The organism is Salinimicrobium oceani, from assembly GCF_012037645.1.
Map to the genome: position 1 here is coordinate 669,251 of NZ_JAAVJR010000001.1, position 17,082 is coordinate 686,332.

Genomic DNA, 17,082 nt, shown 5'->3' on the forward strand with positions numbered 1-17,082 from the left:
TTAATTGGGAAAAGAACTTTTCCTTTTCATCATCACTACAGTTCCTGCGATGAGAAAGCCGGCAAAAATGGGATACATGATCCAAAGTGCCGAAGCGGCGACTTCCTCGGAAGTAAAGGCCGCCAAAATAATATGGAGCATGGACGAAAAGAGCATTCCAAGTGTGCCAATAAGAAAAAACGGGTTGATCTGCTTCATCTTTAGTATATGTAGGGTTACCGTGTATTAAAGTACAAAGATTGTGATACGATTAAATGGCTGTAAAGAAAGAATTAACATTTCGTCCTCTATTGCCACTGAAGCTGAGTATGGGCAGGAGGATCCAGAAAACCTGAAAGCAGGATATAAAAAAAGCCTCGTCAATTGACGAGGCCTGGAGCGGGAGACCGGGTTCGAACCGGCGACATTCAGCTTGGAAGGCTGACGCTCTACCAACTGAGCTACTCCCGCGTTGATATTGCTGTGCAAATATATATGGAAAGTTTTTATTGCTCAAAAAAAAATTACAGCTTTTTTAGAAAATGATAGCCTTTGATCTCGTAACCTTCATTCAAATAGAACTTATGGCTTCGGTAATTGCTCACATAGCTGTTCAATTCAGATGTTTCACAGCCTTTTTCTGCGGCATAGGCATAAATGAATTCAAATAACTTTTTTCCTAGTCCCTTACTTCGGTACTCCTCGAGAATATAAATATGATCGGGTTCACATGATCTACCGGCATAATGTCGGGTCATAAACCACATGCCAAAAACCCCGACAAGCTTTTGCTCGAAAAATATTCCGAAGCATTCATAATTCTGTGAAAACATTTCTTCAAACCGGCGGTGAAGGATTTCATCAGAAAATGTGTTACCCATTAACTGCTGGATAAGGGGCAGGATCTGCGGAATTTCTTCCTTTAAAATCTTGTTAAATGCAAGCTTCATCCACTTCTTTTCTGCAAAAATAGTCATATTTTTAGCTACTTAATACTGAAAAAACAACATGAAAGACAAAGATAAATCGGGCAAGCTTCAGGACCAGATCGAACGCTCCCTCCTCAATGAACGCAAAATTTTCCTTTGGGGAACGGTGAACGAGAAATCTGCCAAACATATTATAGAAAGAATGTTGTACCTGGACGCAACCGGTGACGAGGAAATACAGTTTTACATTAGTAGCCCTGGTGGTTATGTGACCTCGGGATTTGCCATATATGATACCATGTTAAGTCTTAACAGCCCGGTGTCAACAATTTGCAGTGGTTTAGCTGCCTCCATGGCCTCCATTCTTCTTTCGGCTGGAGCAAAAGGCCGTAGATTTACACAGCCCCACGCCAAGGTGATGATCCATCAACCTAGTGGCGGCGCCCAGGGTCAGGCTTCCAATATCGAGATCCAGGCTCAGGAAATTCTTAAAATAAAAGAACAAAGCGCCAGGATCCTTGCAAATAACTGCAACCAGGATTACGAGCGCATCATTAAAGATTTTAACCGCGACTACTGGATGGACGCAACAGAATCTGTTGATTACGGCATCGTAGACGGTATTCTAGAAAAACAATAAGATGAAAAAAGATATTCAGCACAAGGAGACAGATGGGAAAGGTATGTTCTATATGGAACAGGACGGCGAAATTATTGCTGAACTTACCTATACGCTACAGGATAATAATATCATGACCCTCGATCATACCGAAACCGATCCGAAATTTGAGGGAGAAGGTTTGGCAAGCAGCCTGGTAAAACACAGCGTGGACTACGCCAAAGAGAAGAATATTAGAATAGATCCTCTTTGTCGTTATGCCGCAGCTCAATTTGAGCGCCACGAGGAGTACCGGGAAGTGCAGGCGACAGAAGAATAATACAGCCATCTTGATCCAGAGAATTTCAGCAGAAGAAACCTATCCTGTGAGGCAGCAGGTGCTTCGGCCGGGAAGACCACTCAGGGAATGTTTCTTCGAGGGCGACCTGGAAAAGGACAGCTTCCATTTAGGCTATTTTCACGAAGGAAATTTAGCCGGAGTCGCAACTTACGTAGCCCGCAAAAATGACCTTTTTGAGACCTCTTTGCAGTTCCAGCTTAGAGGTATGGCGGTTCTGCCACAATTCCGGAAAAAGAACATTGGTGAAAAACTCCTTCTGGAAGGGGAAACCTTATTACGTCAAACAGAAACTTCAATACTTTGGTTCAATGCCAGGGAAGTAGCTGTCGAATTCTATAAAAAATACGGCTACCATACCGTGGGAGAAGCCTTTATGATCCCAAATGTGTGCATACATATAGTGATGTACAAAAACCTATGAGAAAAATGAAAAAGAACTTTTTTTACCCTGTCATTATAATTCTGATCACTCTTACAGCCTGTAACAATGATAAAGGAGAACCTGGCAGCCAGGCCTCTTCCGATCTTGCTTCAGAAAAAATAGCAGATGCAACTCCTGATGGAATAAAAACAGAAATATCTGCCAAAAATGACATTTTTGAAGGGGGTGCTCTGGAAAAACTTTACAGCGAAAGACAGTACAAATCCTTATGGCGCAACGGGGATGCCTTGTATTCCTTTTATAATAATTTAAAGGAAGCAGAAAAAGAAGGGCTACGGTTTGCTGATTATCATGGGGAAGAACTTGATCTCCTGCTTTCATCATCAGACCTGGGAGAGGACGAAGCAGCACGGCTGGACCTGTTGCTTTCTGACGCCTTTTTAACCTATGCAAAGCATCTGTATTTTGGTAAACTCGATCCTACCGATCTCAATGAACTATGGGGAGTAAGCAGAAAGAAAAAGGATTTTTCAGCCTTATTAAAGAAGGGTGTAGAAAGTGGTGATTTTGACAGCATTTTCGAAGAATTAAGACCAAATCACGAAGTCTACAAAGGATTAAAGCGTAGCCTGGCAGAATATGAGGAAATCAAGGAAGATAAAGGCCCTTTGAGCAATATTCCCGAGGGAGAACTAATAAAACCCGGAGACCGGGACTCACGTTTACCTGCCATAGCCAAGAGACTGATCGCTTTGCGGCAATTTGAGGGAGATACCACTGCTTTAGACAGTGTTTATTCAGAACAACTGGTGGAAGCGGTAAAGGAGTTTCAGAAAAGCAAGAGCATACAAACCGACGGGATAATTGGCAATTCTACAATTACAGAGCTGAATAAAGGTCCGAAAGATCGTTATCTACAGCTCCTTGCCAACCTCGAAAGGTGGAGATGGTATCCCCGAGACCTTGGAGCTCATTATATTTTGATCAATATTCCGAACTTTAAACTTGCCGTGGTCAAAGATGGAGATACTGTGAGGGAACATAACGTGGTGGCCGGAGCAAAGGAACGTCAGACCCCTATTTTTAGCGATACTCTGGATCACCTGGTGATCAATCCCACATGGACGGTACCTCCAACCATTAAATCTCAGGATATCATTCCTAAGATTGCGGCAAATCCTGGTTATTTGCGCAGCAAGAACATGGAAGTCACAGGGCCTAACGGGGAAAGGGTGAATCCATCTTCGGTAGACTGGAGCAGCGACGAAGCCATGAGTTACACCTTTACACAGGTAGCAGGGCCATCAAATCCCTTAGGCAGAGTTAAGATCATGTATCCAAACCAGTATCTAATATATCTTCACGACACGCCTGCCAAAGCGCTTTTCAATCAAACAGACAGAGCAGAAAGCTCAGGTTGTGTAAGGGTTGAAAATGCCGTAGATCTTTCGGCATACGTGGTGAATGATCAAAGTGAGTGGACTAAAGAAAGGATTGAAGAAATTATTCAGACCAATGAAACAACTGTGGTAAAAATAGACCAGCCCATCCAGGTGCACCATTTTTACTGGACCGCCTGGAGGGCCGGAGGGGAAACTGTTTTTATCAATGATGTTTACGAGCTGGATAAGAAGATCTACTCCCAGCTTACCGCTAGTAGATAATTATACTGCTATAGTATTAAGATAGGTAGATCTTGCCAGGTAATCTTCACTGTTGTGATAGATGAAAAGTACAGATCCGCCTTTGATGGTGTTGATGATCTCTTTAGAAACTTCGGTTGGAACAGCAGGACACCCATAGCTTCTGCCCAGTCTGCCTAATCTTTTAATTGAGTCTTCCTTTGCATAGTCTGCTCCGTGGATCACCACATAACGATCTCGTGCATTAGAATTAAATTCACTTTCCATTCCGTCTATAAAAAGAGACAGGCCGTTTTTGCCGTAGTAGGTTTCAGCAGTTACATAGAACCCTAAGGAACTCTGAAGAGAATTTGGAGTATTTGAAAATTCTGTCGCCATATTTCCTCCGGTATTCTGGCCATGAGAAACATAGGTATGGTACAGGACTTTACTAGTGGTCATGTCCAGGATCCACAATCTTTTTTCTGTAGAAGCAAGGCTAAAGTCAACGATAGTGAGAAGATCCTTATTTATCTTCTTTTCTCCTTCCAGCTTGTTATAACCGGTAAGGGCGTAAGTAAAAGAGGCCCTTGATGGCATATTTGAATTCACAGCTGCGAATTCTTCATATAAAAGTCCAATTTTTTCTTCAGCTGTTGGTTCAGCGATTTCTTTGGCGGGAACTTCAAAAGAGGTTGTGGTTGTAGGGCTGGTAGTAGGTTCGTAGGTGGTAAAGGCGAATGAGGCTGTTACAAAAACTCCAATTGCAATTATTTTATTTATCATATTGTTTTGTTAAAGTGATTAGTTGCCATTAAACATTCAAAGGTCATACCAAACCCGAAAAATGGATCATTAATCCAGTAAAAATGAGGTTTTTAACATCTCACTGCACCCCTCTTAATAACTTGCAAACTAAAAAATTATTGCGTGTAAAAATAGAAAAGCTGTTAAATTTTTCTTTAAGAATAGATTCCATTGGAAATAGCTTCTGTTCTGCTGAATCAGACTTTTGGCCGCAGGCATATTTTGTATCTTTGCGCAAATCCATTTTTGAACATGAACAAAAAAGTTATCTTAATGATCCTGGATGGTTGGGGAATCAGCCATGATCCGGAAAGATCGGCCGTTGACAAGGCAAATACTCCTTTTATAGATTCATTATATACCAGATATCCACACAGCCAGTTACGTACAGACGGAATGAATGTTGGCTTACCAGAAGGGCAAATGGGCAACAGCGAAGTAGGCCATATGAACCTTGGTGCGGGTAGAATTGTGTACCAGGATCTCGCGAAAATAAATCTCGCAGTCGAAAATAATTCTTTAGGAAAAGAGCCGGTTTTAGAACAGGCTTTCAATTATGCCAAAGAAAACAACAAACCTGTTCACTTTTTAGGTCTTTTGAGTAATGGTGGCGTGCATTCTCACATCAATCACCTGAAAGGTCTCCTTACCGCAGCTCAGGAATTTGGAATTTCAGAAAAGTACGTTCACGCCTTTACCGATGGAAGGGATGTTGATCCCAACTCCGGAAAAGGTTTTATTGAAGAACTTCAGCCTCACCTGGAAGAGACTAATTCCAAACTTGCTTCTATCATAGGCCGTTATTACGCAATGGATCGCGATAAGCGTTGGGAAAGGACCAAACTGGCATATGATCTCATTGTCAACGGGAAAGGAGAAAAACACTCCAATGCTTCCGAAGCTATTCAAAAAAGCTATGACAAGGACATCACAGATGAATTTATTCAGCCTATTGTCATGACCGATGCAGAGGGAAACCCTGTTGCTACGCTAAATGATGAGGAAGTAGTGATCTTCTTTAATTTTAGGACAGACCGGGGTCGACAACTCACCGCGGCGCTTAGTCAGCAGGACTTTCCGGAGCAGGAAATGAAGGCACTCCCACTTTACTATGTGACCATGACGCGATATGATGAAACTTTCCAGAACATTCATGTGGTCTTCAGCAAGGAAGATATAAAAGCGACCTTAGGAGAAGTACTTGAACGGGCCGGGAAAACTCAGATTCGCATAGCCGAAACTGAAAAATATCCACACGTTACCTTTTTCTTTTCGGGAGGAAGAGAGAAACCCTTTCATGGGGAGCAACGAATTATGGTGAATTCCCCTAAAGTGGCGACCTACGACCTTCAGCCAGAAATGAGTGCTTTTGAAGTGACTTCAGCAATTGTCCCTGAGATCAGGAAACAGTCGGCGGATTTTATTTGTCTCAATTTTGCAAATCCCGATATGGTGGGACACACTGGAGTATTTGAGGCTGCAGTAAAGGCCTGCGAGACTGTTGATCAATGTGCACATGAGGTGATCGAAGCTGCATTGGAAAACGATTACACTGTGCTGGTGATCGCAGATCATGGTAACAGTGAATACATGGTGAATGAAGATGGAAGTGCAAATACTGCTCACACCACCAATCCCGTTCCTTTTATTCTTGTAGATAAGGAAATCACCACAGTTAAAGAGGGAATTTTAGGAGATATCGCCCCTACGATCCTTAAATTAATGGGCGTCGAAAAACCTCAGTTAATGACTCAAAAAGCACTTATTTAATTTATGAAGATATTTTTGTATTTCCTGCTGATAGTGACGGCTGCCAATTGCGGTAGCTCTCAACAACATGAAGAAAAAAAGGCCGCCTCCCCTGAAACCGAAGTTAATGAGGAAGGACAGGAAACGCTGCTTGTTGGTGATATTGAAAGAAAGGATCTAGAGCAGGCTCAGTTTGCTACCTGGTTTCACCCAATGTATAAATCCTACAAGCCGGAAGCTAAGGCCCTGGAAACCATTCGGGAGCACATTAACGATTATGAGATCCTCATGTTCATGGGAACCTGGTGTGCCGACAGTCAACGCGAGGTGCCGAAATTCCTAAAACTTCTCGACTTAACAGAATTCGATCAGGAAAATCTGAAAATCAAAGCTGTACGAGAGGATAAAACTTTGCCCGATGAGGAGCAGAAAGAATACGATGTTGTTTACGTGCCAACCATGATCTTTTTTAAAGATGGAAAAGAGGTAGGTCGTTTTGTGGAATACCCGCAGGATGAATTGGAAATTGATATTGCCAAAATAGTTTCAGGCAAGGAGTACAGGCATTCCTATGAATAAAAGGATAATCTCCCCTATTCTTTTTACTTTTGCAGCATGCCCAAATTATTGACCATAGCAGTAGATTTTGATGGTACCCTGGTGGAGAACCAGTATCCGAAAATTGGAAAACCCATCCTCTTTGCTTTTGAAACTCTAAAAAAGCTGCAGAATGACGGACATCAGATCATCTTGTGGACCTATAGAAGTGGAGCAAAGCTGGATGAGGCAGTGGCTTTTTGCAGGAGTAAAGGGATTAGTTTTTATGCTATCAACAAGAGCTATCCCGAAGAAGAGTACGATAATTACATGAGCCGTAAGATCCTTGCAGACATCTTTATCGATGACCGCAACATCAATGGTTTGCCGCCATGGGGCGAGATCTATCATCAACTGGCAGCAGGGGAAGGCGCAGTATCAAGATCTTTAAAAAAGGAAAGCGGGCTGCGGAAAATATTTAAAAAATTGAAATGATCATTCAAAAGACAAGAGAAGAAATAGAACTCATACGGGAAAGTGCACTCATTGTTTCCAAAACCCTGGGAATGCTTGCCGCTGAAGTCAAACCGGGAGTCACCACGCTCTACCTGGATAAACTGGCGGAAACATTTATCCGCGATCACGGGGCAGAACCTGGTTTTCTGGGGATGTATGACTTTCCAAATTCTCTGTGCATGAGCCCTAACGCACAGGTAGTGCATGGAATACCTAACAATGAACCTCTTAAAGAAGGAGATATCATCTCCATTGACTGCGGCGCCTACAAGAATGGCTTTTATGGAGATCATGCCTATACCTTCCCAATCGGGGAAATAGATGCGGAAACCCAGCGATTACTCGACGTCACTAAAGAATCTCTTTACGTAGGAATAAGAGAGTTCAAAATGGGCAACAGGGTTGGTGATGTTGGCTTTGCCATTCAGCAACATGCAGAAAAGAATGGATTCGGCGTAGTTCGGGAATTAGTAGGTCATGGGTTGGGCGCAAAGATGCATGAAGATCCCGAAATGCCAAATTACGGAAAACGAGGTCGTGGTAAAAAATTTGTCGATGGAATGGTCGTGGCTATTGAACCTATGATCAACGCCGGGACTGCCCGAATTAAACAACTGCGGGACGGATGGACCATTCTTACTGCCGACAATAAGTACAGTGCCCACTTTGAACATGACGTAGCTTTAATTAATGGAAAGCCCGAACTATTATCAACTTTTCATTACATTTATCAGGCTCTTGGAATTACAAGTGACGAGGAAGAAGAACTCCGGGCTGAAACTATAAAATTAGATGATTAAGAATTTCCGACAGGAGAAGTGGCTCCCTTACTACAAAGAGACATGGCAGGAACGCTTTAAGTATGCAGTTTCCAACTATGGACGAGTAGTGAGCTACGTTAAGAATCCTGACGGACAATTATTAAAAGGAGGAAAATCTCAGGGCTTTCTCACTTTTGTTGCCAATCTCAAAAATGGCAAAAAACAGGCCTGTTATATTCATCGCGTTGTGGCCGAACTTTTCATTCCTAAAAAAGATGGGGATGAATACGTGATCCACAAAAACTATAACAAGACCGAAAATAAAGTAAGTAATCTTGCATGGGTGACGAAGAAGGAATGGGTTGCACACCAGCAAAACAATCCGCAGGTCAAAGAAAACAAGCTCAAGCGCAAATTGGGAACAATTAAATGCTATTCCAAACTTTCTTATGCTCAGGCTACTATTCTCAAGAAAAAACTGCTCGATCCTAACAGGAAAACGCGCATCAGGGTATTGGCAAAGCAATTTGGGGTGTCAGAAATGCAACTTTACAGAATAAAATCTGGAGAGAACTGGGGCGATATTAAAGTATGATCCGCAAGTTTTTTAAGGTTGTTCTTAACACAATTCCCCGGCCGTTGCTCATTCGTCTCAGCTATCTGGCAAAGCCACTTCTAATGCTTGGCTTAAAGGGTTCGAAATATACAGATCCCATTGATGGTCGCAGCTTTTCCAAATTTCTGCCCTATGGCTATGAAAAACAAAGGGAGAACGTATTGTCTCCCTCAACGCTTTCCCTGGAACGGCACAGGTTGTTGTGGCTCTATCTAAAGGAACACACCAGTTTTTTCACTGCACCGCACAAGGTGCTGCATTTCGCGCCAGAACAGGCTTTCTATTCGAGATTTCGAAAGCTTAAGAATTTACAGTACACTACTACCGACCTCAATTCTCCTTTAGCCGATGTGAAAGCTGATATCTGTGACCTACCATTCACCGATAATTCTTTTGACTTTATTTTGTGTAACCACGTGTTGGAACATATCCCGGATGATAAAAAAGCTATGCAGGAAATCTTTCGTATCCTTCAGCCCGGTGGCACTGCGATCTTACAGATCCCACAGGATCTCAACCGCGAACAAACCTTCGAAGATGATTCCATTACAGATCCCGTTGAACGCGCTAAGATCTTTGGGCAATACGACCACGTACGTATTTATGGAAGGGATTTCTTTGATCAATTAAGGAAAATAGGATTTATAGTGGAAGAAGTCGATCTCACTTCCAAAACAGCTCCAGAATTAGTGGATCGATACAGGTTGGCGAAAGGAGAAATTATACCTGTTGCTACCAAGTAAAACTTACAGCTCCTTCATTACTTCCTCAAAACCCGGAGTAATGAATTCTCCCAGTTTCCCATCATGTGTCGCATAAATCAAATAGGCGTCGACATTATCCAGTTTTGGAAGCACAAGGTTAGAGAGATCATACCCCATAGCCATAAAGGCCGTAGCGTAAGCATCGGCAAGTGCACAATTTTCTGCAAGCACCGTGACACTCAGAAGATCACTTTGCCTGGCAAAACCGGTTAAGGGATTGACAGTGTGAACATACATTGCGCCAGTTTCGGGGTTTCTTCTGAATTTTCGGTAATTCCCTGATGTTGCCATTGCCCTGTCCCTTAGTTCAACCGCAGCAGCCAGTTCACGCTCCCCTTCTCTTTGCTGAGGATCATCAATACCTACGGTCCAGAAAGTTCCTTTTTCCCGGTTTACACCTTTTGCTAAGAGCTCTCCGCCCAGTTCAATGAGATAATCCTCCACCTTCATAGCATCGAGATAGGCACCAATAAGGTCTATGGTATAACCTTTTGCAATGGCATTAAAATCAAGATAAACCTGTGGATGCTCCTTGATCACCTTATCCCCCTTCAGCTTTAATTTCTGAAAGCCTACAAATTTCATGAGCGAATCAATAGTTACAGAATCGATCTTCTTTGGTGCAACTTCGGGTCCAAAACCATACTGGTTCACGAGGTCTCCAACGGTGGGATCGAAGTAGCCGTTGCTCTCCTCCCATACCTGTTGCGAAATTCTGAATACTTCCTGGAAAAGCGTATCTACCTCTACGAGGCTGTCACCCCTGTTAAGCCGGGAAATATCAGAATTCTCCCTGTAAGTGCTCATGGATTGATTTACCCGCTCAAAAATGGAATCGAGTGCCTTATCCAGAGGAATGATCTCTTCAGAATAATATTTGATGCTATAGGTGGTGCCCAGGGCTTCTCCATAAGAAGCTCGTTCCTTGTCCATAGTCGAACACGAAAGAAAAAGGGCTGCGCAAACGAAAAAAAGAACAGGTCTCAAAAATGTCATTTTTAGATCTCTTTTAAGCCGGGATAGTTCACGACATAGTCTTCTGAACTGGACACAGGCAATTCATAATCGCGGGAATTAGCTAATCCAACTCCGGCGTAAAAGGTGCGGGCATCGAACTTAAGTGCATGCTGCTTTACAGATTCAAGAAAGATAAGATCAATTTCCCTGGGGTCATGAGGATATTCTATAGCTCTAACAATAACGAAATGCAATTTCTTATTCTTAAGCGCCACAAACTGCGGATCTTTCTTGAACTCACTGTTCACTCCCAGAAACTCGTAACCCTGATCTTCAAGGTCCTTCCCCACAATATTCATAGCAAGGTTATGTAATTCCTGTTGAGTTAGTGCTGGCATGAGAACAAATTTATACAAATAAGAAATAAGCCACTGCTGAAACAAAAAAAAACAGCTGCAAACTGCAGCTGTTTTTTTCAATATTCTTTAAAGATTAACCTCCAAAGTCATCGAATCTTACGTTTTCTGGCGGTACTCCAAAATCTTCAGCCATTTTTTCCACAGCCTTGTTCATTAATGGAGGACCACAGAAGTAGAATTCGATCTCTTCAGGTTCATCATGATGCTTCAAATAATTATCTATTACCACCTGGTGAATAAATCCTACGAATCCATCTCCTTCTCCTTCAATACCGTCTTTTACTTTCCAGTTGTCTTCTTCAAGAGGTTCTGAAAGGGCGATGAAGAACTTGAAGTTAGGGAAATCTCTTTCCAAAGCTCTGAAGTGCTCTGTATAGAATAATTCTCTCTTAGAACGTCCACCGTACCAGTAAGTAACTTTTCTACCTGTTTGCAGGGTTCTGAAAAGGTGATACAGGTGAGAACGCATAGGAGCCATCCCTGCACCTCCACCAACATAAAGCATCTCGGCTTCTGAGTGGTTGATGAAGAACTCTCCGTAAGGTCCGGAAATGGTTACCTTGTCCCCTTTCTTCTGATTAAAGATATAAGAGGAAGCTATCCCAGGGTTCACAGACATCCAATCGTTTTTCGCTCTATCCCATGGCGGAGTAGCTACACGCACGTTAAGCATGATCCTTCTCCCTTCAGCAGGATAGGAAGCCATAGAATAGGCTCTTTCCACCACTTCTGGGTTCTTCATAACGAGTGGCCACAGGTTGAACTTGTCCCACTCCAATTTGAACTTATCGGGCTCTCCCGGGTGTTCCTCGGGGTGAGCAGTAATGTCCATTTCCTGATACTTTATTTCACACTTCGGAATTTCGATCTGGATATAACCTCCAGCCTTGTAATCCATATCTTCAGGAATTTCGACTACAAATTCCTTGATAAATGATGCTACGTTGTAGTTACTAACTACTGTAGCTTCCCATTTTTTGATTCCGAAGACTTCTTCAGGAATAGTGATCTTCATATCCTGCTTCACTTTCACCTGGCAGCCTAAACGCCATCCATCGGCAATTTCCTTTCGGGTAAAGTGAGGTTCTTCAGTAGGCAGAATGGTTCCCCCACCTTCAGAAACTATACACTTACACTGGATACAAGTACCTCCACCGCCACAGGCAGAAGGAAGGAATAACTTGTTTTCCCCCAAAGTAGAAAGCAGCGTTCCTCCCGATCCTACTTCGATGTCTTTCTCATTGTTAATATTGATCTTTACAGGTCCTGAAGGAATTAATTTGGCTTTTGCTCCCAATAGAACAGCCACCAGAATTAAAATGAGGACTAAAAATACAATAACACTTGCTATAATTACTTCCATTGCTTTCTCTCTATAATTTGATTCCCATGAAACTCATGAACCCTAGGGCCATTAATCCAGTGATGATAAAAGTGATCCCTAAACCTTTTAGGGGTGCAGGAACGTTTGAATAAGCGATCTTTTCACGAATGGCAGCAATACCAAGAATAGCCAGGAACCAGCCAATTCCACTTCCAAAGCCATAGGTCACGGCTTCTCCAATACCCGAGAAATCCTTTTGTTGCATAAAAAGAGCCCCTCCTAAGATGGCACAGTTCACCGCAATAAGCGGAAGGAAGATCCCTAAAGCCCCATAAAGTGCTGGTGCAAATTTTTCAACAACCATTTCCACCAGTTGTACCATGGCCGCAATTACAGCAATGAACATGATGAAACTTAGAAAACTTAGATCAATGGTTGCATATTCTTCACTTAGCCACTGCAAGGCACCTGGTCTAAGAAGATACTTATCAAGGAGGAAGTTAATAGGTACGGTCATGGTCAAAACGAAGATCACCGCTGCGCCTAATCCAACCCCCGTTTTTACGGTTTTTGAAACTGCGAGGTACGAACACATCCCAAGGAAGTACGCAAAGATCATGTTCTCAATGAAAATGCTTCGTACGAATAAATTTATATAATCCATAGTCGAATTTTTAGTGGTTATAGATTAGGCTTCGATTAGTTTACGGTTTCTTGAGCGTTGTACCCAAATAATGATCCCTACCACTATAAGTGCCATAGGAGATAAAAGCATTAGTCCGTTATTTTCATAACCCAGCGCATAAAGTCCGGTAGATTCTGCAAGGGTCGCACCTTTATGTCCCAGTATTTCGTAACCAAACAATTTTCCTGCCCCTAAAAGTTCCCGGAAAAAAGCTACGATAATTAGGATCAATCCATATCCTGCCGCGTTTCCAATCCCGTCAAGGAAAGATTTATAGATCCCGTTTCCAAGAGCAAAGGCCTCAAGCCTTCCCATCACAATACAGTTGGTAATAATAAGTCCGATAAATACAGAAAGCTGTTTACTCACATCATATGCGTAGGCTCTAAGTACCTGATCAACGAGTGCCACAAGGGAAGCTACTACTACCAGTTGCACGATGATCCTGATCCTGTTTGGGATCATGTTTCTCAAAGCCGAAATGATCATATTACTAAAAGCCATTACTGCCATTACAGCAATTGCCATTACAATAGCAGGCTCCATTTGTACAGTGATCGCAAGAGCCGAACAAATTCCCAGTACCTGAACAGTAATGGGGTTATTGTCATCTAGAGGATCACTTAGCAGCTTTCTGTTTCCTTTGGAAAGAAAATGCTCCTTTTCCTCGGAATTAGAAAGGAAAAGCACCATGGCCTTTTTCTTTTCTTCTTTTTCCACCTCGCTCATCTGCTCTGGCTTATTTTTTATTTCCTGTGCCATAATTATTAATTATTTGCAACGTTTACATCTGTTTTACTTTTGAAATAAGGCAGATAATGCTGCAATCTTTCAGAGATCATATCCGATACTCCGTCTCCGGTAATGGTAGCACCAGAGATTGCATCTACTTTATTATCATCTTTAGAAGAGCTGCTGTTCCCTTTAACTACAGAAACTCCAATCAATTCTCCATTCTCATCAAAGATCTTCTCATCTGTGAATCGCTGTCTGAACCATTCCTGGGTGATCTCGGCTCCAAGTCCCGGAGTTTCCCCAAGGTGATCGAAGACCGCACCTTTAATGGTGTTCACATCATCTTTTAAAGCTATATATCCAAAAATTGCATTCCACAGCCCAGATCCTCTAAGCGGAATAATATAAAAGGTCTCTCCTTCAACTTCAGCAACATAAAGAGGGAAGTTCTGCTCTCCAGGTACACGTTTGATCTCTTTTGCAAGATCGACATCAAAGGCATTCACCCCTTCTTTTTCCGTTCCTTCATTATTAAGAACAACCTGTTCTTTTATATGCTTTTGAAAAAGCGCTTCGGCCCCTGCTCTATCGGTTTGTACACCAACAGTTGCAAGGATGTTCTGCATTTTTTCCTGCCGCATGTTCTCATACTGTTGTGGCTGCAAAGATGTAGCCGCAAATGCAAGCACCACTCCAACAACCACTACCATGATAATGGCGAAAGTGAAGGTATAAGCGTTGCTGTTCGTCTTATTTACTGTTTTCTCTTCCATAACTATACAACGGTTTCAACTTGAGGGTTAATGCCTTCTTTTTTTCGTTTAACTCTGCGCTTAATATTCCCCTGAATCACATAGTGATCAATGGTAGGAGCAAAAACGTTCATCAACAAGATCGCAAGCATTACACCTTCGGGATACGCAGGGTTGAACACCCGGATCATCACCGAGAACAACCCGATAAGAAATCCGTAGACCCATTTCCCTTTATAGGTTTGAGCTGCAGAAACAGGATCTGTTGCCATATAAACTATTCCAAAAGCAAGACCTCCAGCGATAAGGTGATTATACCATGGGAAATTTGTTAATGCATTCCCCTCAATTCCCATTGACGGCAGTGCATTAAAGATCAAGCCCATTACAGAAGCTCCAAGCACAGCACTTAGCATAATTCTCCAGCTACCTACTTTAGTAAAGATAAGGAACAACGCTCCCAGCAAACAAAGTGCGGCAGATGTTTCAGAAACCGAACCGGGAATAAACCCAAGGAACATATCCATAGAGCTATATTCTACGTTCTGTCCTGCAGCGAGAGTTCCAAGAATGGTTTCTCCAGAAACTCCGTCAACCTCAGCCGCGTTCATCACCCACACCTGGTTTCCAGACATGTAGGTAGGATAGGCGAAAAAGGCAAAAGCCCTCGCCGTTAGCGCCGGATTAAGGATATTCATCCCTGTACCACCAAAAGCCTCTTTTCCAATAACAACTGCAAAAACAACAGAGATAGCAAGCATCCATAACGGCAGACCAACAGGCATGATCATTGGTATAAGCAGTCCGGTTACCAGGTAACCTTCATTCACCTCATGCCCTCTAAAAATGGCAAATGCGAATTCGATTCCAAGACCAACCGCGTACGAAACAACGATCATTGGCAGGATCTCCATAGCACCGTAGCCAAAAGCTTCCCAGAAATCAACTTCTGGCTGAATTTGTTTCAGGTATTGAAAACCCGTATTCCACATACTAAACAGCAGCACCGGCAGTAATGCGATCACCACGGTGATCATCACTCTCTTTAAGTCTACCGCATCTCTTACATGCGCTCCTCTTTGGGTAGTGTGGTTAGGTGTAAAAAGAAAAGTATCAAGTGCGTTGATCGCTGGGGAATACTTTTCCAATTTCTTCCCTTTTGCAAAGGGTTCTTTGAATTTATCTAGTCTTTGTCTAATCCATTCCATAGTAAACAGTTTATCCAACTTCGGTGATCATTAGATCCAGCCCTAATCGTATTATTTCTTGTGCCTCGATTTTTGAAGTATTCACGTAATCCACCAAAGCAAAATCTTCGGGAGCAACTTCATAGATCCCCAGATTTTCCATGGCTTCAATATTGGCAGCCATGCACGCTTTGATCAACTGCATAGGATAAATATCCATTGGCATGACCTCCTCCATTTCGCCAGTCACAACCAGCGCTCTCTCTTCCCCATGAAGATTGGTGTTCACTTCAAATTTCTTTTTTGAGAACATCCAGCTTAAGGAGGTACGGGAATTGGATGGAATATTATTATAAGTGAACGGTAGCCATCCAAACATACGGTATTGATTGCCTTCAGGAATCAAAGTCAGTTCATTTGGAAAAAAGCCCAGATATTGTTTACTGTTCACAGCCTGCCCTGTTAGAACATCTCCAGAGATCACTCTTACATTCTTCTCATCTATAGTGCCGATGAAATCTGCTACCGGAGCACCGATCCTGGTTCTGAAATATTTCCTGTCCTTTGCCTTGCTTCCGCAAACAGCAATTGTTCTTACAGGTGTGAATTTTCCTTTCAGGAAGAGGTCTCCAATATTAGCAACATCCTCTGGCTTTACAGTCCACACTCGCTCTCCTATGTTAACTGGATCGATATGATGGATCTGAACGCCAACATTTGCAGCAGGATGCGGCCCTGTCACCTTATGAAGCTCTACATTTTTCACATTATTGAAGACGCCGGTGCCTTTTCCATCAACAGAAACATGCACTTTTCCCGGAGTTAACCTGGTAAGGGCATCTAAACCTGCCTGGAAAGCCTCCTGCCTGTCTTTAAGAATGAATTCCACATCTCCCGAAAGAGGCGCGGTATTCATAGCCGAAACAAAAATGGCTTTTGGCGTATCTTTTGGATCTGCAGGAATGTCGTATGGCCGCTGATTGATGAACGCCCAGCTTCCACTCTCGAGGATCCTGTTCTTCACCGCATCGGCATCTGCCGACAAAGGATCCATAGTTCCGAAATCCTTGAAAGAATCTGAAGCATCAGCCTCGATAACTACTTCCAGAATTCGGCGCTTTTCCCCTCTTACGATCTCTTTCAATGTTCCACTCACAGGTGAAGTAAAGCGTACTTCTCCAGTATATTTGGAAAAGAAAAGCTCATCACCTGCCTGTACTTTTGCACCCTCCTTAACTACCATTTTTGGCACCACAGCATGAAAGTCGGGTGGTTTAATTGCGTAGGTCTTGGAGCGGGGTGCGTCAACAAGGGTCTTCTCGGCTTCCCCTTTAAGGCGAAGCGTAAGCCCTCTTTTAATTCTAATGTCGTTTGACATAGGACGAAGTGTTAAAATTTCATT

21 protein-coding genes and 1 tRNA gene are annotated in these 17,082 nt (G+C 42.7%); 10 read left to right on the plus strand and 12 right to left on the minus strand.

The window, feature by feature from the left end:
- The 3 genes from HC175_RS03075 to HC175_RS03085 form a co-directional block, all read right to left on the minus strand.
- On the minus strand, window positions 1-198 hold the full coding sequence (locus HC175_RS03075) for a hypothetical protein (RefSeq protein ID WP_168137021.1): 198 nt from the start codon (window positions 196-198) through the stop codon (window positions 1-3).
- A 176-nt stretch (window positions 199-374) separates the two neighbouring features.
- Window positions 375-450 (minus strand) — tRNA-Gly (locus HC175_RS03080).
- A gap of 53 nt (window positions 451-503) precedes the next feature.
- Window positions 504-956 carry a GNAT family N-acetyltransferase gene (locus HC175_RS03085; protein WP_235942506.1) on the minus strand — a complete coding sequence of 151 codons (453 nt, stop codon included), beginning with the start codon at window positions 954-956 and terminating at the stop codon, window positions 504-506.
- A gap of 31 nt (window positions 957-987) precedes the next feature.
- Between HC175_RS03085 and HC175_RS03090 the strand changes: the two genes are divergently transcribed.
- The 4 genes from HC175_RS03090 to HC175_RS03105 are packed head-to-tail and all read left to right on the plus strand — an operon-like array spanning window position 988 to window position 3,913.
- Window positions 988-1,548: a ClpP family protease gene (locus HC175_RS03090; RefSeq protein WP_168137022.1), complete on the plus strand. Its 561-nt coding sequence runs from the start codon at window positions 988-990 to the stop codon at window positions 1,546-1,548.
- Window position 1,549: 1 nt separating this feature from the next.
- Complete coding sequence (locus HC175_RS03095; RefSeq protein WP_168137023.1) at window positions 1,550-1,846, plus strand: GNAT family N-acetyltransferase; 297 nt, start codon at window positions 1,550-1,552, stop codon at window positions 1,844-1,846.
- 10 nt (window positions 1,847-1,856) lie between these two features.
- A complete protein-coding gene (locus HC175_RS03100; RefSeq protein WP_235942507.1) occupies window positions 1,857-2,288 on the plus strand; it encodes a GNAT family N-acetyltransferase in 432 nt (143 codons plus the stop codon).
- 5 nt (window positions 2,289-2,293) lie between these two features.
- Window positions 2,294-3,913, plus strand: coding sequence for a L,D-transpeptidase family protein (locus HC175_RS03105; RefSeq protein ID WP_168137025.1), 1,620 nt, complete (start codon window positions 2,294-2,296; stop codon window positions 3,911-3,913).
- Here the strand turns inward: HC175_RS03105 and HC175_RS03110 are convergent, their stop codons facing one another.
- Window positions 3,914-4,657: a murein L,D-transpeptidase catalytic domain family protein gene (locus HC175_RS03110; RefSeq protein ID WP_168137026.1), complete on the minus strand. Its 744-nt coding sequence runs from the start codon at window positions 4,655-4,657 to the stop codon at window positions 3,914-3,916. It lies immediately after the preceding gene.
- Between the two features lie 273 nt (window positions 4,658-4,930).
- Here HC175_RS03110 and gpmI point away from each other — a divergent pair, with 273 nt between their 5' ends.
- Genes gpmI through HC175_RS03140 form a run of 6 tightly spaced genes read left to right on the plus strand, consistent with a single transcriptional unit; the run spans window position 4,931 to window position 9,600 of the window.
- Window positions 4,931-6,448, plus strand: coding sequence for a 2,3-bisphosphoglycerate-independent phosphoglycerate mutase (gene gpmI, locus HC175_RS03115; protein ID WP_168137027.1), 1,518 nt, complete (start codon window positions 4,931-4,933; stop codon window positions 6,446-6,448).
- Between the two features lie 3 nt (window positions 6,449-6,451).
- Complete coding sequence (locus tag HC175_RS03120; protein WP_168137028.1) at window positions 6,452-7,006, plus strand: thioredoxin family protein; 555 nt, start codon at window positions 6,452-6,454, stop codon at window positions 7,004-7,006.
- Window positions 7,007-7,042: 36 nt separating this feature from the next.
- A complete protein-coding gene (locus HC175_RS03125) occupies window positions 7,043-7,459 on the plus strand; it encodes a BT0820 family HAD-type phosphatase (protein WP_168137029.1) in 417 nt (138 codons plus the stop codon).
- Window positions 7,456-8,280 (plus strand): type I methionyl aminopeptidase, encoded by an 825-nt coding sequence (gene map, locus HC175_RS03130; RefSeq protein WP_168137030.1) that lies wholly within the window; start codon window positions 7,456-7,458, stop codon window positions 8,278-8,280. Before HC175_RS03125 ends, map begins: the two co-directional genes overlap by 4 nt.
- Window positions 8,273-8,836, plus strand: coding sequence for an HNH endonuclease signature motif containing protein (locus tag HC175_RS03135; protein ID WP_168137031.1), 564 nt, complete (start codon window positions 8,273-8,275; stop codon window positions 8,834-8,836). Before map ends, HC175_RS03135 begins: the two co-directional genes overlap by 8 nt.
- Window positions 8,836-9,600 (plus strand): class I SAM-dependent methyltransferase, encoded by a 765-nt coding sequence (locus HC175_RS03140; protein WP_168137142.1) that lies wholly within the window; start codon window positions 8,836-8,838, stop codon window positions 9,598-9,600. Before HC175_RS03135 ends, HC175_RS03140 begins: the two co-directional genes overlap by 1 nt.
- A 3-nt stretch (window positions 9,601-9,603) precedes the next feature.
- Here HC175_RS03140 and HC175_RS03145 read toward each other — a convergent pair whose 3' ends face one another.
- The 8 genes from HC175_RS03145 to HC175_RS03180 form a co-directional block, all read right to left on the minus strand.
- Window positions 9,604-10,554, minus strand: a complete 951-nt coding sequence (locus tag HC175_RS03145) for an FAD:protein FMN transferase (RefSeq protein ID WP_235942508.1) — start codon at window positions 10,552-10,554, stop codon at window positions 9,604-9,606.
- A 65-nt stretch (window positions 10,555-10,619) separates the two neighbouring features.
- On the minus strand, window positions 10,620-10,976 hold the full coding sequence (locus HC175_RS03150; RefSeq protein ID WP_168137033.1) for a Na(+)-translocating NADH-quinone reductase subunit F: 357 nt from the start codon (window positions 10,974-10,976) through the stop codon (window positions 10,620-10,622).
- Window positions 10,977-11,070: 94 nt separating this feature from the next.
- Window positions 11,071-12,360 carry an NADH:ubiquinone reductase (Na(+)-transporting) subunit F gene (gene nqrF / locus HC175_RS03155; protein WP_168137034.1) on the minus strand — a complete coding sequence of 430 codons (1,290 nt, stop codon included), beginning with the start codon at window positions 12,358-12,360 and terminating at the stop codon, window positions 11,071-11,073.
- A gap of 10 nt (window positions 12,361-12,370) precedes the next feature.
- Entirely contained in the window at window positions 12,371-12,985 is a 615-nt protein-coding gene (gene nqrE, locus HC175_RS03160) for an NADH:ubiquinone reductase (Na(+)-transporting) subunit E (RefSeq protein ID WP_168137035.1), read from the minus strand.
- A 24-nt stretch (window positions 12,986-13,009) separates the two neighbouring features.
- Window positions 13,010-13,735 (minus strand): NADH:ubiquinone reductase (Na(+)-transporting) subunit D, encoded by a 726-nt coding sequence (locus HC175_RS03165; RefSeq protein ID WP_209309918.1) that lies wholly within the window; start codon window positions 13,733-13,735, stop codon window positions 13,010-13,012.
- Between the two features lie 38 nt (window positions 13,736-13,773).
- On the minus strand, window positions 13,774-14,514 hold the full coding sequence (locus tag HC175_RS03170) for a Na(+)-translocating NADH-quinone reductase subunit C (RefSeq protein WP_168137036.1): 741 nt from the start codon (window positions 14,512-14,514) through the stop codon (window positions 13,774-13,776).
- A gap of 2 nt (window positions 14,515-14,516) precedes the next feature.
- Entirely contained in the window at window positions 14,517-15,701 is a 1,185-nt protein-coding gene (locus HC175_RS03175; RefSeq protein ID WP_168137037.1) for an NADH:ubiquinone reductase (Na(+)-transporting) subunit B, read from the minus strand.
- Between the two features lie 10 nt (window positions 15,702-15,711).
- The gene (locus HC175_RS03180; RefSeq protein ID WP_168137038.1) at window positions 15,712-17,058 is read right to left on the minus strand and encodes a Na(+)-translocating NADH-quinone reductase subunit A; all 1,347 of its coding nucleotides are present in this window, start codon (window positions 17,056-17,058) and stop codon (window positions 15,712-15,714) included.
- Window positions 17,059-17,082 lie beyond the last annotated feature (24 nt).

Coding starts and splice junctions, on each gene's coding strand:
- HC175_RS03075 (WP_168137021.1), bottom strand. CDS start 198: ATGAAGCAGATCAACCCGTTTTTTCTTATTGGCACACTTGGAATGCTC.
- HC175_RS03085 (WP_235942506.1), bottom strand. CDS start 956: ATGACTATTTTTGCAGAAAAGAAGTGGATGAAGCTTGCATTTAACAAG.
- HC175_RS03090 (WP_168137022.1), top strand. CDS start 988: ATGAAAGACAAAGATAAATCGGGCAAGCTTCAGGACCAGATCGAACGC.
- HC175_RS03095 (WP_168137023.1), top strand. CDS start 1,550: ATGAAAAAAGATATTCAGCACAAGGAGACAGATGGGAAAGGTATGTTC.
- HC175_RS03105 (WP_168137025.1), top strand. CDS start 2,294: ATGAAAAAGAACTTTTTTTACCCTGTCATTATAATTCTGATCACTCTT.
- HC175_RS03110 (WP_168137026.1), bottom strand. CDS start 4,657: ATGATAAATAAAATAATTGCAATTGGAGTTTTTGTAACAGCCTCATTC.
- gpmI (WP_168137027.1), top strand. CDS start 4,931: ATGAACAAAAAAGTTATCTTAATGATCCTGGATGGTTGGGGAATCAGC.
- HC175_RS03120 (WP_168137028.1), top strand. CDS start 6,452: ATGAAGATATTTTTGTATTTCCTGCTGATAGTGACGGCTGCCAATTGC.
- HC175_RS03125 (WP_168137029.1), top strand. CDS start 7,043: ATGCCCAAATTATTGACCATAGCAGTAGATTTTGATGGTACCCTGGTG.
- map (WP_168137030.1), top strand. CDS start 7,456: ATGATCATTCAAAAGACAAGAGAAGAAATAGAACTCATACGGGAAAGT.
- HC175_RS03135 (WP_168137031.1), top strand. CDS start 8,273: ATGATTAAGAATTTCCGACAGGAGAAGTGGCTCCCTTACTACAAAGAG.
- HC175_RS03145 (WP_235942508.1), bottom strand. CDS start 10,554: ATGGACAAGGAACGAGCTTCTTATGGAGAAGCCCTGGGCACCACCTAT.
- HC175_RS03150 (WP_168137033.1), bottom strand. CDS start 10,976: ATGCCAGCACTAACTCAACAGGAATTACATAACCTTGCTATGAATATT.
- nqrF (WP_168137034.1), bottom strand. CDS start 12,360: ATGGAAGTAATTATAGCAAGTGTTATTGTATTTTTAGTCCTCATTTTA.
- nqrE (WP_168137035.1), bottom strand. CDS start 12,985: ATGGATTATATAAATTTATTCGTACGAAGCATTTTCATTGAGAACATG.
- HC175_RS03165 (WP_209309918.1), bottom strand. CDS start 13,735: ATGAGCGAGGTGGAAAAAGAAGAAAAGAAAAAGGCCATGGTGCTTTTC.
- HC175_RS03170 (WP_168137036.1), bottom strand. CDS start 14,514: ATGGAAGAGAAAACAGTAAATAAGACGAACAGCAACGCTTATACCTTC.
- HC175_RS03175 (WP_168137037.1), bottom strand. CDS start 15,701: ATGGAATGGATTAGACAAAGACTAGATAAATTCAAAGAACCCTTTGCA.
- HC175_RS03180 (WP_168137038.1), bottom strand. CDS start 17,058: ATGTCAAACGACATTAGAATTAAAAGAGGGCTTACGCTTCGCCTTAAA.